General features: G+C 64.1%; 8 protein-coding genes and 8 tRNA genes. All 16 read left to right on the top strand.

The window, feature by feature from the left end; all coding sequences use genetic code 11:
• Positions 1-115: 115 nt before the first annotated feature.
• The 16 genes from alaS (at position 116) to ABD002_RS14795 (ending at position 14,014) form a co-directional block, all read left to right on the top strand.
• A complete protein-coding gene (gene alaS, locus ABD002_RS14870; protein ID WP_343792456.1) occupies positions 116-2,761 on the top strand; it encodes an alanine--tRNA ligase in 2,646 nt (881 codons plus the stop codon).
• A 259-nt stretch (positions 2,762-3,020) separates the two neighbouring features.
• Positions 3,021-3,236, top strand: a complete 216-nt coding sequence (csrA, locus tag ABD002_RS14865; protein ID WP_343792454.1) for a carbon storage regulator CsrA — start codon at positions 3,021-3,023, stop codon at positions 3,234-3,236.
• A gap of 99 nt (positions 3,237-3,335) precedes the next feature.
• Positions 3,336-3,428 (top strand) — tRNA-Ser (locus tag ABD002_RS14860).
• Between the two features lie 644 nt (positions 3,429-4,072).
• Positions 4,073-4,149: transfer RNA gene (locus ABD002_RS14855), tRNA-Arg, on the top strand.
• Positions 4,150-4,307: 158 nt separating this feature from the next.
• Positions 4,308-4,384, top strand: a tRNA-Pro gene (locus ABD002_RS14850).
• 81 nt (positions 4,385-4,465) lie between these two features.
• Positions 4,466-4,542: transfer RNA gene (locus tag ABD002_RS14845), tRNA-Arg, on the top strand.
• A gap of 107 nt (positions 4,543-4,649) precedes the next feature.
• A tRNA-His gene (locus ABD002_RS14840) sits at positions 4,650-4,726 on the top strand.
• 126 nt (positions 4,727-4,852) lie between these two features.
• Positions 4,853-4,928: transfer RNA gene (locus ABD002_RS14835), tRNA-Lys, on the top strand.
• Positions 4,929-4,992: 64 nt separating this feature from the next.
• Positions 4,993-5,074 (top strand) — tRNA-Leu (locus ABD002_RS14830).
• A gap of 89 nt (positions 5,075-5,163) precedes the next feature.
• Positions 5,164-6,441, top strand: a complete 1,278-nt coding sequence (gene tig, locus ABD002_RS14825) for a trigger factor (protein WP_343792452.1) — start codon at positions 5,164-5,166, stop codon at positions 6,439-6,441.
• 26 nt (positions 6,442-6,467) lie between these two features.
• Complete coding sequence (gene clpP / locus ABD002_RS14820) at positions 6,468-7,118, top strand: ATP-dependent Clp endopeptidase proteolytic subunit ClpP (protein WP_343792450.1); 651 nt, start codon at positions 6,468-6,470, stop codon at positions 7,116-7,118.
• Between the two features lie 117 nt (positions 7,119-7,235).
• Entirely contained in the window at positions 7,236-8,513 is a 1,278-nt protein-coding gene (gene clpX, locus ABD002_RS14815; protein ID WP_343792448.1) for an ATP-dependent Clp protease ATP-binding subunit ClpX, read from the top strand.
• Between the two features lie 127 nt (positions 8,514-8,640).
• Positions 8,641-11,106 carry an endopeptidase La gene (gene lon / locus ABD002_RS14810; RefSeq protein WP_343792446.1) on the top strand — a complete coding sequence of 822 codons (2,466 nt, stop codon included), beginning with the start codon at positions 8,641-8,643 and terminating at the stop codon, positions 11,104-11,106.
• Between the two features lie 298 nt (positions 11,107-11,404).
• Entirely contained in the window at positions 11,405-11,677 is a 273-nt protein-coding gene (locus tag ABD002_RS14805) for an HU family DNA-binding protein (RefSeq protein WP_343792444.1), read from the top strand.
• Between the two features lie 65 nt (positions 11,678-11,742).
• Positions 11,743-11,817: transfer RNA gene (locus ABD002_RS14800), tRNA-Val, on the top strand.
• A gap of 277 nt (positions 11,818-12,094) precedes the next feature.
• On the top strand, positions 12,095-14,014 hold the full coding sequence (locus ABD002_RS14795; protein ID WP_343792442.1) for a SurA N-terminal domain-containing protein: 1,920 nt from the start codon (positions 12,095-12,097) through the stop codon (positions 14,012-14,014).
• The last annotated feature ends 75 nt before the right edge of the window (positions 14,015-14,089 follow it).

Genomic DNA, 14,089 nt, shown 5'->3' with positions numbered 1-14,089 from the left:
ACGCCGGGATCCGGTGCCTTCTTCGGCTCGGCAAAGACGCTGGGTTCCGGCGTTCACCGGAACGACGAGGCGATTTTTCGATTGTCCTATTCCACATGATTGCGATCGTTCGTCCATGAAAACCTCAGAAATCCGCTCTGCGTTCCTGGAGTTCTTCCGCTCCAAGGGCCACACGATCGTGCCGTCGAGCTCGCTGGTGCCGTCGAACGACCCGACCTTGCTGTTCACGAACTCCGGCATGGTGCAGTTCAAGAACGTGTTTCTCGGCAGCGAGAAGCTCGGCTACGTGCGTGCCGCGGACGTGCAGCGCTGCCTGCGCGCGGGCGGCAAGCACAACGATCTCGACTCGGTCGGCTACACCGCGCGTCATCACACGTTCTTCGAGATGCTCGGCAACTGGTCGTTCGGCGACTACTTCAAGCGCGAAGCGATCGCCTGGGCCTGGGAATTCCTGACCGGAACGCTGAAGCTCCACAAGGACCGTCTCTGGGTCACCGTCTACCATACCGACGACGAAGCGTTCGACATCTGGAACAAGGACATCGGCGTGCCGGCGGCGCGCATCGTGCGCATCGGCGACAACAAGGGCGCGCCGTATGCCTCGGACAATTTCTGGCAGATGGCCGACACCGGGCCGTGCGGACCATGCACCGAGATCTTCTACGACCACGGCCCCGGCATCCCCGGTGGTCCACCGGGCTCGCCGGACGAGGACGGCGACCGCTACATCGAGATCTGGAATCTCGTGTTCATGCAGTTCGACCGCGCCGCCGATGGCACCTTGTCGAAACTTCCCGCGCCCTGCGTCGACACCGGCATGGGCCTGGAGCGCCTAGCCGCCGTGCTGCAGCACGTGCATTCGAACTACGAGATCGACCTGTTCCAGCACCTGATCAAGGTCGCCGCCAAGCTGACCAATACCGCGGATCTCGAGAACAAGTCGCTGCGCGTGATCGCCGACCACATCCGCGCGTGCTCGTTCCTGATCGTCGATGGCGTACTGCCCTCGAACGAGGGGCGCGGCTACGTGCTGCGCCGGATCATCCGCCGCGCGCTGCGCCACGGCTACATGCTTCAACAAGGCGGGCTCGGCCAGAAGCAGCCGTTCTTCCACGCGATGGTCGGCGCACTGGTCGAGGTCATGGGCGATGCGTATCCGGAATTGCTGGCCAAGCGCGAATTCGTCGAGCGTGCGCTGAAGGCGGAAGAGGAGCGCTTCGGCGAGACGCTCGAGCAGGGCATGAAGGTATTCGAAGACGTCGCGAAGAAATCCGGCAACGCGATTCCGGGTGATGCGGCGTTTCGTCTCTACGACACCTACGGTTTTCCGGTCGACCTGACTGCCGACATCGCACGCGAACGCGGATTGACCGTCGACATGGCCGGCTTCGAGCTCGCGATGGAGCAGCAGCGCGAACGCGCGCGCTCAGCGAGCCAGTTCGAAGGCAGAGCGAGCTTGCCAGCCGAACTCGCGAGCACGCTCGCGCCAACGAAGTTCCTCGGCTACGAGACGCTGGCAGCGGATGGCTGCAAGGTGCTCGCACTCGTGCGCGCTGGCCGCGCCGTTGATTCATTGAACGACGGCGAGGATGCGATCGTGATTCTCGACCGCACGCCGTTCTACGCCGAGTCCGGCGGACAGGTTGGCGACTCTGGCGTTCTGACGAACGCGGACGGCCGCTTCGAGGTGGGCGACACGATCAAGCTCGGCGGCGTGTTCCACGCCCATGTCGGGCGCTGGGGCGGCAAGGTGCTGAAACCGGGCGCGAGCATCACTGCGCAGGTCGACGGCGCGCGCCGCCAATCGACGGTGCTGAATCACTCGGCGACGCACCTGCTGCACGCGGCCTTGCGCAAGGAGCTCGGCACGCATGTGCAGCAGAAGGGCTCGCTGGTCGCGCCGGATCGCCTGCGTTTCGACTTCTCGCATTTCCAGCCGATCGGCGCCGACGAATTGCGCCGGATCGAGGATCTGGTGAACGCGGAAATCCGCCGCAACACGCAAGCGGAAGTGCGCGAGATGGCGTACCAGGACGCGCTCGATTTCGGCGCGCTCGCGTTGTTCGGCGAGAAGTACGGCGACGAGGTTCGCGTGTTGCGCATGGGCGAGTTCTCGACCGAACTCTGTGGCGGAACGCATGTGGGCCGCACCGGCGATATCGGTCTGTTCAAGATCGTCGGCGAAAGCGGCGTCGCCGCGGGCGTGCGCCGCATCGAGGCCGTGACGGGCGCAGCCGCGATCGCGTTCGTCGCTGAGGAAGAGGCGCGTCTCGACGAGATCGGCGGGTTGTTGTCCGCACACGGTGGTGAACTCGTCGACAAGCTGCGCCAGCTGTTCGACCGCCAGAAGAAGCTCGAGCGCGAACTCGAATCCCTCAAGGCCAAGGCGGCGAGTTCGGCGACGCAGGATCTTGCTGCGAACGCGCGCAAGGTCGGTGACATCAGCATCGTCGCCGCGCGCGTCGACGGGCTCGATGCGAAGGCGTTGCGCGAGGGTGTCGACACGTTGAAGCAGAAGCTCATCGACTGCGTCGTTCTTCTGGCAACCGGCAGCGATGGCAAGGCTTCGCTGGTCGGCGGCGTGCATGGCGCCGCGCTCGGCAAGGTCAAGGCCGGCGACGTCGTTGCGCATGTTGCCGCGCTGATCGGCGGCAAGGGCGGCGGACGCCCGGACATGGCTCAGGGCGGCGGTGTGGATTCACCGGCGCTGGACAGTGCGCTCGCCGCATTGCCGGAATGGATTGCCAACCGGCTGGCATGAATGTAAAGAAAGCGTGGCTTTGCCCGGTACTTCAGTTCATTGCGTGCACCGGGTGCCTTGGTTAGTATCGGCTGGTCCCACATCGTCGCCACCGCCACCCGCAAGGCCGTGGCGGAACAAGAGCGACGAGTAGGACAGGAGGGGAAACGGCAGCAAGGGAGGCGGCTGCCTGGTTCCCGGGATTGCATCGGCGCGCGGGTGAGAGGCAATACGCGATGGCATCCATCGGACCGACAAATCGTGTTACGGAGAGCACCACATGCTTATTTTGACTCGCCGCGTCGGCGAGACACTGATGATCGGCGACGAGGTGACCGTCACCGTTCTCGGCGTCAAGGGAAACCAGGTCCGGATCGGGATCAACGCCCCGAAGGACGTGGCTGTGCATCGCGAGGAAATCTATCAGCGCATCAAGCGCGAGCTGGCGCCGGGTGAGGAAGCTCCCGACAATTCCGGAGGCGGCGCCGCAAGTTGAGCTTTACCGATGCGACTGCACTGGTTATCCTCCGCGCCCCGAAAGTTGCAAGCGCACTGCGCGTGCGTTGCTTCGAAGAGCGGACACCAGCGTACATCCGGAGAGATGCCCGAGAGGCCGAAGGGGCTCCCCTGCTAAGGGAGTATAGGGTCAAAAGCTCTATCGAGGGTTCGAATCCCTCTCTCTCCGCCAGATACGAAAAACGCCCCCTAGTGGGGCGTTTTTCGTATCTGGCGGAGAGAGAGGGAAGGGAGAACCGGCAGCTCCGAAGGAGATGCCGGTTCGACCAATTCGCCAGGAGCGAATTGGGACGGCCGAACGGCCGGCCCCGCAGCGCGCAGCGCGGAGGGGTGAGCCCCATGGATGGGGCGAACAATCCCTCCGCCCATCCGCGCGCATCGCCGTTCGCGAGGCGTTTTTCTGGCGGAGAGAGAGGTCGCAGGAGAGCCCTCTCGGGTTCGACCATTTGCCTGAAGCGAATCGGGGCGGCTTCAAGCCGGCCCCGCAGCGCGCAGCGTGGGCGAGTGAACCCTGTGAATGGGCGAACACAAAATCGCCGGGAGCGATTTTGGACGGCCGAATGGCCGACCCAGTAGCGCGCAGCGCGGAGGGGCGAGCCCCAGGGATGGGGGCGAACAACCCCTCCTTCCCATGCGCGCCGCCCAATCGAGGATTGCGTAGAGCGCGCCGCATCCGTCGATTTTGCCCAACCCAGCAAAAAAAGGTTGACGCGCGCAACCTCGATCAGAATAATCGCGCGCTCTTCGCCGGCAGCACCGGCGGCACGCATGGTGTTAAACTTTGCGGCCGTGCAGTTGGCGGGAACAGGTTTCAGCGCGCCCGTAGCTCAGTTGGATAGAGTACCAGGCTACGAACTTGGTGGTCGGGAGTTCGAATCTCTCCGGGCGCGCCACTTGAACACGAAGGGTGCTGCGGCACCCTTTTTGTTTTGCTCCACCGGTTGTGCTCGTGCTGCTTGCGTGCACGCGCCGGATTGACGCGACGGGCTTCGGTTCCGTAGTATCTTCGACCCCTTCCGATAGTCGCGAGGTCGTCGGAAGTCGGGTGCTTCGGGGTATAGCGCAGTCTGGTAGCGCGCCTGCTTTGGGAGCAGGATGTCGGGGGTTCGAATCCCTCTACCCCGACCATTCCGGCCCGCGCGCAGGAGCGGTGAGTTGTTCGCGGAACGCGTTCCGCTTGCGGTTTTCCGCGACAATGCGGCTGACGATGCGCCCGTAGCTCAACCGGATAGAGCATCGGCCTTCTAAGCCGACGGTTGCAGGTTCGAGTCCTGTCGGGCGTGCCAGCGGGTAAAGTGCGGGTCGTTCGAGCGCTCGGTGGTACGCGAGGATCTTGGCAGCGAGATGCAGGAACGTTCCGCGTACCTGCGGAATGTTTCATACAGTTTCAATGGTGGGCGTAGCTCAGTTGGTTAGAGTCCCGGATTGTGATTCCGGATGTCGGGGGTTCGAGTCCCCTCGCTCACCCCAATTTGGTTACAATCCGAAGTTCGGGTTTGGGTGGGGCGTATGGCGCTCGCCCCCTTGCCCTCTCCCGCCAGCGGGAGAGGGGAGTGATTGTCGCGTTGGCGCGCGACTGCAGTAAAAGATAAAAGCGGGCCGTTAGCTCAGTTGGTAGAGCAGGAGACTCTTAATCTCTTGGTCCTAGGTTCGAGTCCTAGACGGCCCACCAATTTCCTTTGCGCAACCGCGCGCGGCGGCTACCAGTCGACCGCGCGGGCGAGGGTCCGATCCGGGCGAAAGTGGCGGAACTGGTAGACGCACCAGATTTAGGTTCTGGCGGGGTGACCCGTGAGAGTTCGAGTCTCTCCTTTCGCACGCCTTCGCATCGAATCGAGCCCTTCCGCGCAGCCAACCGCGTGCTGCCGGCGACCTGGCGCGATCCGCACATCGTTTAGAGGAACACCATGCAAGTCTCGATCGAAAACGTCGGCTCGCTCGGCCGCAAGCTCACCGTCCGCCTTCCCGCGCAGCGCCTCGAGGACACGATCCGTTCGCGTGTGCAGGAAATGGGCCGCACAGCGCGCCTGAAGGGTTTCCGCCCGGGCAAGGTGCCGACCAAGGTGATCGAGCAGCGTTACGGCAGCCAGATCCGCAACGAAGCGCTGTCGGAGATGATCGGCTCGAGCTTCCAGGAGGCGGTCAGCCAGGAAAAGCTGCGCCCGGCCGTGCAGCCGTCGATCGCGACGACCGGCCGCCCCGAGAACGGCGAGATCGAATACACGGCCACGTTCGAGATCCTGCCCGAAATCGGCAAACTCGACGTCAGCGGCCTGGAGATCGTCAAGCCGGTCGCGAGCGTCGCCGACGCCGATATCGACCAGATGATCGAGACATTGCGCCTGCAGCGCCGCAGCTGGACCCAGGTCGAGCGCGCTGCGCAGGCTGGCGATATGGTGCTGTTCGAATATTCCGCGCAGGGCGAAGGTTTCCGTCATCCGGAAGCCGGCACGGACCGCGTCGGAGCGATCCTCGGCTCGGGTGCGTATTCGAAGGAGCTCGAAGACAAGCTCGCCGGGCATAAGGCCGGCGATGAATTTTCCGCGCACATCGATTTCCCGACCGCGGTTCGCACGCCGGCACTCGCCGGAAAGTCGGCCGATGTAGCGGTGAAGCTGGTGCGCGTGCAGGAAGCGCAGCTGCCGGTGGTCGACGAGGCCTTCGCGGCCAGCTTCGGCGTCAAGGAAGGCGGCCTCGCGAAATTCCGCGAGGACGTGCGCGCGAATCTCGAGCGCGAGCTCAAGGGCGTGCTGATGGGACGGCTGAAAGCGGGTGCGATCGAGAAGCTGGTCGACGCGCATCCGGAACTCGAAGTGCCGCAGGGCATGGTCGAGAACGAGGCGAACCTGCTTGCGCGCCAGGCCGGTGCGCAGTCGCAGGAAGCGGTCGCTGCCTACCTCGCGCCGGCACGTCGCCGCGTGATCGCGGGCCTGCTGATCGCCGAGCTGGCGCGTCAGAATGACATCCGCCTCGATTCGCGCCGCGTCAGCGAAGCGCTGGCGACGATCGCCTCGACCTACGAGGAGCCCGAGAAGGTCGTTGAACTCTACACACGCGACCCCCAATTGATGAGTGCGCTGCAGAATCGCGTGATCGAGGATCAGGTCGTCGAGTGGATGGCCGAGCATGCGAAGCACAGCGAACAGCAGTTGAGTTTCAACGAAGTCATGCGGCCCGGCGCCTGAGCGCGCTTGGCGCTCGGGAGTATCGAATGTCCAGCCAGAGCATTCTGTCGACAAGCGGGCCGACCACCGGTCTGAACCTCGTGCCGATGGTCGTCGAGCAGACCTCGCGCGGCGAGCGCGCCTACGACATCTATTCGCGTCTGTTGAAGGAACGCGTCGTCTTCGTGGTCGGTCCAATCGACGACTACATGGCGAACGTGATCGTTGCGCAGTTGCTGTTCCTCGAGTCGGAGAATCCCGACAAGGACGTGAACCTTTACATCAACAGCCCGGGCGGCGTCGTCACCGCGGGCCTGGCGATTTATGACACGATGCAGTACATCCGCTGCGACGTCAGCACGATGTGCATCGGCCAGGCCAGCAGCGCGGCGTCCCTGCTGCTGATGGCCGGCGCGAAGGGCAAGCGCTACGCATTGCCGAACTCGCGCGTGATGATCCATCAGCCGTCCGGTGGTGCGCAGGGCCAGGCCACCGACATCGAGATCCAGGCGCGCGAGATCCTTTACCTGCGTGGCCGCCTGAACCAGCTCTATGTCAATCACACCGGCCAGAGCCTCGAGCAGATCGAGCGCGACATGGAGCGTGACCGCTTCATGAGCGGCGAGGACGCCAAGGCCTACGGCCTGATCGACGCGGTGCTGGACCGTCGCCCGCTCGAAACCACGACCGGCGCGTAAGCGCCGGACGCCACACGATTTTTCACCTTTCCGATGCCAGCGCGCCCCGGCTAGTCGCCCGGTCGCGCTGTGCTATCCTGAGCCGGCATTGAATACGGCGATATCCCGAGGCGGGGCATGACAGACGAGCGGCAGAGCCGATCGGGCGACAACGGCAAGATTCTCTACTGCTCTTTCTGTGGCAAGAGCCAGCATGAGGTGCGCAAGCTGATTGCGGGCCCGTCGGTGTTCATCTGCGACGAGTGCGTTGAGCTGTGCAACGACATCATCCGCGAGGAACTCGAGGAAAAGGCGGCCAGCGCGCGCAGCGACCTGCCCAAGCCGGCCGAGATCCTCGAGGTGCTCGACCAGTACGTGATCGGTCAGGCGCGTGCGAAGAAGGTGCTCGCGGTCGCGGTCTACAACCACTACAAGCGCCTCGAGACGCGCGGTCGCAGCGAGGAAGTCGAACTCGCGAAGTCGAACATCCTGCTGGTCGGCCCGACCGGTTCGGGCAAGACGCTGCTTGCGGACACGCTGGCGCGCCTGCTCAACGTGCCGTTCACGATCGCCGATGCGACGACCTTGACCGAAGCCGGCTACGTCGGCGAGGACGTCGAGAACATCATCCAGAAGCTGCTGCAGAAATGCGACTATGACGTCGAGAAGGCGCAGAGCGGCATCGTCTACATCGACGAGATCGACAAGATCTCGCGCAAGAGCGAGAACCCATCGATCACGCGCGACGTGTCCGGCGAAGGCGTGCAGCAGGCGCTGCTGAAGCTTATCGAGGGCACGATCGCTTCGGTGCCGCCGCAGGGCGGACGCAAGCATCCGCAGCAGGAATTCCTGCAGGTCGACACCAAGAACATCCTGTTCATCGTCGGCGGCGCGTTTTCCGGCCTCGAGAAGATCATCCAGCAGCGCTCGGAAGCGACCGGCATCGGATTCAATGCCGAGGTGCGCAGCAAGAACCGCCAGGCCGACACGAGTCGCCTGCTGGCGGACGTGCAACCCGAGGACCTGATCAAGTTCGGCCTGATCCCCGAATTCGTCGGCCGCCTGCCGGTGGTCGCGACGCTGGAGGAGCTGGACGAGGCGGCGCTGGTCAAGATCCTGACCGAGCCGAAGAACGCGATCACCAAGCAGTTCAAGCGCCTGTTCGACATGGAGGGTGTCGAGCTCGAGTTTCGCCCGGATGCGCTGACCGCGGTGGCGCACAAGGCGATCAAGCGCAAGACCGGTGCGCGCGGCCTGCGCACGATCCTCGAGCAGGTGCTGCTCGACACGATGTTCGACCTGCCTTCGCTCGAGCACGTGAGCAAGGTCGTCGTCGACGAGGCGGTCATCAATGGCCAGGCCGAGCCCTACCTGATCTACCGCGGCAACATGCAGAACCGCGCGGCTGCGGAGTGATCCGCTGCTGCGCGCGACACTTGTAAACGCGGCAAAAATCCTTACTTGACGATACGGCAGCGTGGGTCCACGCTGCCGTTTGCGTTTGCAAGACCCATACGTCCAGTACCCAGTCCGACCGAACCCGATGACCGACAAGCCGAACAAGCCCCAGAAGACTTCCGCCGACCTCATCGAGCTGCCGGTGCTGCCGCTGCGCGATGTCGTGGTATTCCCGCACATGGTGATTCCGCTGTTCGTCGGCCGCGAGAAATCGGTGCGCGCGCTCGAGATCGCGATGGCTGGCAACAAGAAGATCATGCTGGTCGCGCAGCGCAGTCCGGATGTCGACGAGCCAGGCGCCGGCGACCTTTACACGATCGGCACGATCGCGAGCGTGCTGCAGCTGCTGAAGCTGCCGGACGGCACGATCAAGGTGCTCGTCGAGGGCGCCGACCGCGCCGAGATCGCCACCTTTGGCGAGCGCAACGGGTTGATGGTCGCGCATGCGCGCGTGCTCGATGCGGCGTACACGCGCAGCGAGCGTGAGATCGACGTGATCGGCCGCCAGCTGACCAGCCTGTTCGAGCAGTTGGTCAAGCTGTCGCGCAAGATTCCGCCGGAACTGATGTCGACCCTGGCCGGCATCGAGGATCCGTCGCGGCTGGCCGATACCATCGCAGCCCATATCGCGGTGCGCGTCGCCGAGAAACAGCGCGTGCTCGAGACGATCGACGTCGCCGATCGCCAGGAGCTGCTGGTCGGCATGGTCGATGGCGAGATCGACGTGCAGCAGATCGAGAAGCGCATCCGCGGCCGCGTCAAGACTCAGATGGAGAAGAGTCAGCGCGAGTACTACCTCAACGAGCAGATGAAGGCGATCCAGAAGGAGCTCGGCGACATCGAGGACGCGCCGAACGAACTCGAGGAACTCGCCCGCAAGATCGGCGCGGCCGGCATGCCCAAGCCGATCGAGGCGAAGGCGCGCGCCGAGCTCAACAAGCTCAAGCAGATGTCGCCGATGTCGGCCGAGGCGACGGTCGTGCGCAACTACGTCGATTCGCTGCTCGGCGTGCCGTGGAAGAAGAAGACCAAGGTGCGCCGCGACCTGCAGCGCGCGCAGGAGGTGCTCGACACGGACCACTTCGGTCTCGAGAAGGTCAAGGAGCGCATCCTCGAATACCTCGCCGTACAGCAGCGCGTGAACAAGATGAAGGGTCCGATCCTGTGCTTGGTCGGACCGCCCGGCGTCGGCAAGACCTCGCTCGGCCAGTCGATCGCGAAGGCGACCAACCGCAAGTTCGTGCGCATGTCGCTCGGCGGCGTGCGCGACGAGGCGGAGATCCGCGGCCATCGGCGCACGTATATTGGTTCAATGCCCGGAAGGATCATCCAGAACCTGGCCAAGGTCGGCACGAAGAATCCGCTGTTCGTGCTCGACGAGATCGACAAGATGTCGATGGACTTCCGCGGCGATCCGTCGGCGGCGCTGCTCGAGGTGCTTGATCCCGAACAGAACCACACGTTCAACGACCACTACCTCGAGGTCGATGTCGACCTGTCCGAGGTCATGTGGATCGCGACCGCGAACTCGCTGAACATCCCGCCCGCGCTCGCGGACCGCATGGAAGTCATCCGCATCCCGGGTTACACCGAAGAGGAAAAGCTCAACATCGCCGTGCGCTATCTGGTGCCCAAGCAGCTCAAGGCGAACGGCCTGAAGGCGACCGAGTTGTCGATTGCCGAGGCCCCGATCCGTGACATGATCCGCTACTACACGCGCGAATCCGGCGTGCGCAGCCTCGAGCGCGAGATTTCCAGGATCTGCCGCAAGGTGGTCAAGGAACTCAGCCTGGCCGCGGCGAAGGCCGCGAAGAAAGGCAAGGCCGTCGAGGAGCGCAAGCGCAAGGTCAGCGTGACCGAGAAGAACCTCGACGACTATCTGGGCGTGCGCAAGTTCACCTTCGGCCGCGCCGAGCAGCAGAACGAGATCGGACTCGTCACCGGCCTGGCCTGGACCGAGGTCGGCGGCGACCTGCTCAGCATCGAGGCGACCGTGGTGCCGGGCAAGGGCAAGCTGATCCACACCGGCCAGCTCGGCGATGTGATGCAGGAGTCGATCCAGGCCGCGCTCAGTGTCGTGCGCGCACGCGCGGACCGGCTTGGCATCGATCCCGATTTCCACCAGAAGCTCGACGTGCACGTGCACGTACCCGAAGGAGCGACGCCGAAAGATGGACCGAGCGCTGGCATCGCGATGTGCACCGCGCTCGTCTCGGTGCTGACCCGCGTGCCGGTGCGTTCGGAAGTCGCGATGACCGGCGAGATCACGCTGCGCGGCCGCGTGCTGCCGATCGGCGGTCTCAAGGAGAAGCTGCTCGCGGCGCATCGCGGCGGCATCACGACCGTGATCATTCCCGAGGAAAACCGCAAGGATCTGGTCGATATCCCGAAGAACGTGACCGAATCGCTGGATATCCATCCGGTGCGCTGGATCGACGAGGTGCTCGATCTCGCGCTGGAGCGCCCGATCGCGCCGGCGACACGCGCCGATGGCGACGCTCCGCACGCGCGTGACGAACACGCGGTCGAGTCGACCGTGCGACCTCACTGAACGGAGTTCGGTCCGGCGGCATCGATGCGACGGAAAATCTCTTGCGCGCTGTCAAGGGCGGATGCGGAATTTCGCGTTCGCAACGGTCGTGGAAGTGCCCGAAAAGCGCGCTGCGCCTTGTGTTGCGCGGCTTTGGAGGCGCTGGTATAAAGAGCGCGCCGCGATCCAGGTGACGCCGATGTCCGGGCGATTGCGGAGAAACGAGATGCGCGAACGCGAGGCGAGCGAACCTCTGAAGACGCGCGTTTCGACTCAATCAAATTCACTGCGGGGCAACAGCCCCGTGCGGGAGTCCTAAATGAATAAAGGCGATTTTGTTGGCGCGATTGCGGATGCCTCCGGATTGACCAAGGCCGATGCGGAGCGTGCTGTCGAGGGAATGTTCAAGGTCGTCAAGAAGACGCTGAAGTCCGGCGAATCGATTTCGCTGGTCGGCTTCGGCACCTTTGTCGTGCGCAAGCGCGCCGCGCGTACCGGCCGCAATCCGCGCACCGGAGACACGATCAAGATCAAGGCGTCGAAGGTGCCCGCGTTCAAGGCCGGCAAGGCGCTCAAGGACGCGCTGGGTTAAGATCCACGCGGGTCCCTCCGTGGAGGAGCCGGTCATTCGTGGCCGGACTTCCCGGAGAAGACTCCGGGTGCTTAGCTCAGCGGTAGAGCGTCGCCCTTACAAGGCGAGGGTCGGGGGTTCGAAACCCTCAGCACCCACCAAGACTTTCCGGCTGGATCCTTATGGATCGCTTCCGGATCCGGGTCTGGGCAACGGTCGATACCTGTTGTACCGGACGCAGCGCCGCCTAGGTGCGATGCGATGCCCGGCCACTGCATGACCCAGCGAGGGCGCCCGCGTGGCGCCCTCGTTTTTCCCGGATCGCGCATCGGATGTGCCCCGTTTGCGGTACTGGCGCCGGCGAACGCGTAAAATCGCCGGTTCGACGAACTGCGCCTCGTCGCAGACACATGCTCAACCAGAACAGGTTCTGAACTCATGCTGCAACTCCTCCGCGGAAAGAAATCCGATCTGTTCGTGAAGATCGCGCTGGTGCTGATCACCATCGGCTTCTCGTTCTTCGGCATCGAGTCGTACTTCGTCGCCAACACGAGCACGAGCGTGGCCAAGGTCGGTGACAAGGAGATCAGCCAGGACCAGTTCCGCGACCGCTTCAACCAGTATCGCCAGCGCATGATCCAGATGATGGGCGGCGCGGCCGATGCCTCGTTCTTCGAGAGGCCCGAGGTGAAGCGGCAACTGCTCGACCAACTCGTCGATGAGCAGGTGTTGCTTTCCGCGAACGAGAAACTCGGCATGGTGGTTCCGGCCGAGCGCATTCGCCAGGAGATTCTCGCCATTCCAGCGTTCCAGAACGATGGCAAGTTCGATCCCGCGCAGTACAAGTTGGTGCTCTCGTCGCAGGGCATGTCGCCGGCCGGTTTCGAGGAACGCGTGCGCCAGGATCTCGGCCTGCGCGAATTGCCGATGCAGGTCGCCGCGACCGCACTCGTCACCGACGCCGAGGTCGACACCTATCTGCGCCTGAAGGACCAGCGCCGCGATTTCCGCTACGTGAAGCTCGACAAGCCGGCGCCGGAGAACACCGAGGTCGGCGCCGACGAGATCGATGCCTACTACAAGGCGCATACGGCCGAGTTCATGGTTCCCGAGCGCGTCGCGGTCGACTACATCGAGCTCGATGGCGCCAAGCTCGACGTCAACCTGACGCCCGACGACAGCGTACTCAAGGATCGCTACGAGAAGGAGAAGGCGCGCTTCGTCACGAACGAGCAGCGTCTTGCCTCGCACATCCTGGTCAAGGTCGGCGGCAAGGGCAGTGCCGACGACCAGAAGCGGGCGCTCGCGAAGGCCGAGGACATCGAGAAGCAGCTCAAGGACGGCAAGGATTTCGCCACGCTCGCGAAGCAGGATTCTGCCGACCTCGGTTCGAAGAACCAGGGCGGTGACCTCGGCTGGCTCGACAAGGGCACCACCGACGAGGCATTCGAGACTGCCTTGTTCGCGCTCAAGAAGGGTGAAGTTTCCGCGCCGGTGCTGACCAGCGAGGGTTATCACATCATCGACCTGCGCGACGTCCGTCCCGGCAAGACGCGCAGCTTCGACGAGGTCAAGCCGGAGCTCGCGAAGGAGTTCGCCGACTCCGAGCGTGAGCGCGTCTATACCGAAAAGGCCGGCAAGCTGACCGACTTGACCTATCAGGATCCGTCCTCGCTGGATGCGGCCGCCAAGGAACTCGGACTCAAGGTCCAGAAGACCGCGCTGTTCCCGCGCCAGGGCGGCGGCGAAGGCGTCGCTGCGAATCCTGCGGTGGCCAAGGCCGCGTTCTCGGACAGCGTGCTCGTGCAGAACAACAACTCCGATCCGATCGAGCTCGGCACGAACCACATCGCCGTCGTGCGCATTGCGGAACACAAGCCCGCGACGCCGATCCCGCTCGACCAGGTGCGCGACCAGGTGCGCGGTAAGCTCGTCGCCGAGCGCGTCGCCAAGCAGGCCAAGACGCATGCCGATACGTTGTTTGCGGAACTCGGCAAGGGCGAGACGCTGGACCAGCTGGCGACCGCGCAGAAACTCAAGGTCGAGAATCAGAAAGGCATCGGCCGCGACGCCGCGAACGTGGACAGCGCGCTGGTCAAGGCGGTGTTCGCGATGCCGCGTCCGCAGCAGGGCAAGCCTGGCAACCAGCTCGTCGATCTGGGTGGCGACAACTATGCGCTGGTTCAGCTCGATGGCGTCGTCGACGGCGATCCGTCGACGCTGGACGCGAAGACCAAGCAAGCCGCGCGCACCACGCTGACGCAGGGCGCCGGCACGGCGGTCACGCAGGAATTCATCGCTGCGCTGCGCAAGGGCACCAAGATCAAGATCTCGGCGGACAAGCTGCAGGATCTGTAAGCTGGAAGCAGGCACTCACCACCGAACACGGGCAACTCAAGCTCGGCGCTTCGTTCTCGTCGTCCCGGCGCACGC

Source organism: Dokdonella soli (assembly GCF_039523175.1).
Classification (GTDB): Bacteria; Pseudomonadota; Gammaproteobacteria; order Xanthomonadales; family Rhodanobacteraceae; genus Dokdonella_A; species Dokdonella_A soli.
Note: the sequence above shows the minus strand (reverse complement) of the source record. Positions and strands in the feature narration are given on the sequence as shown.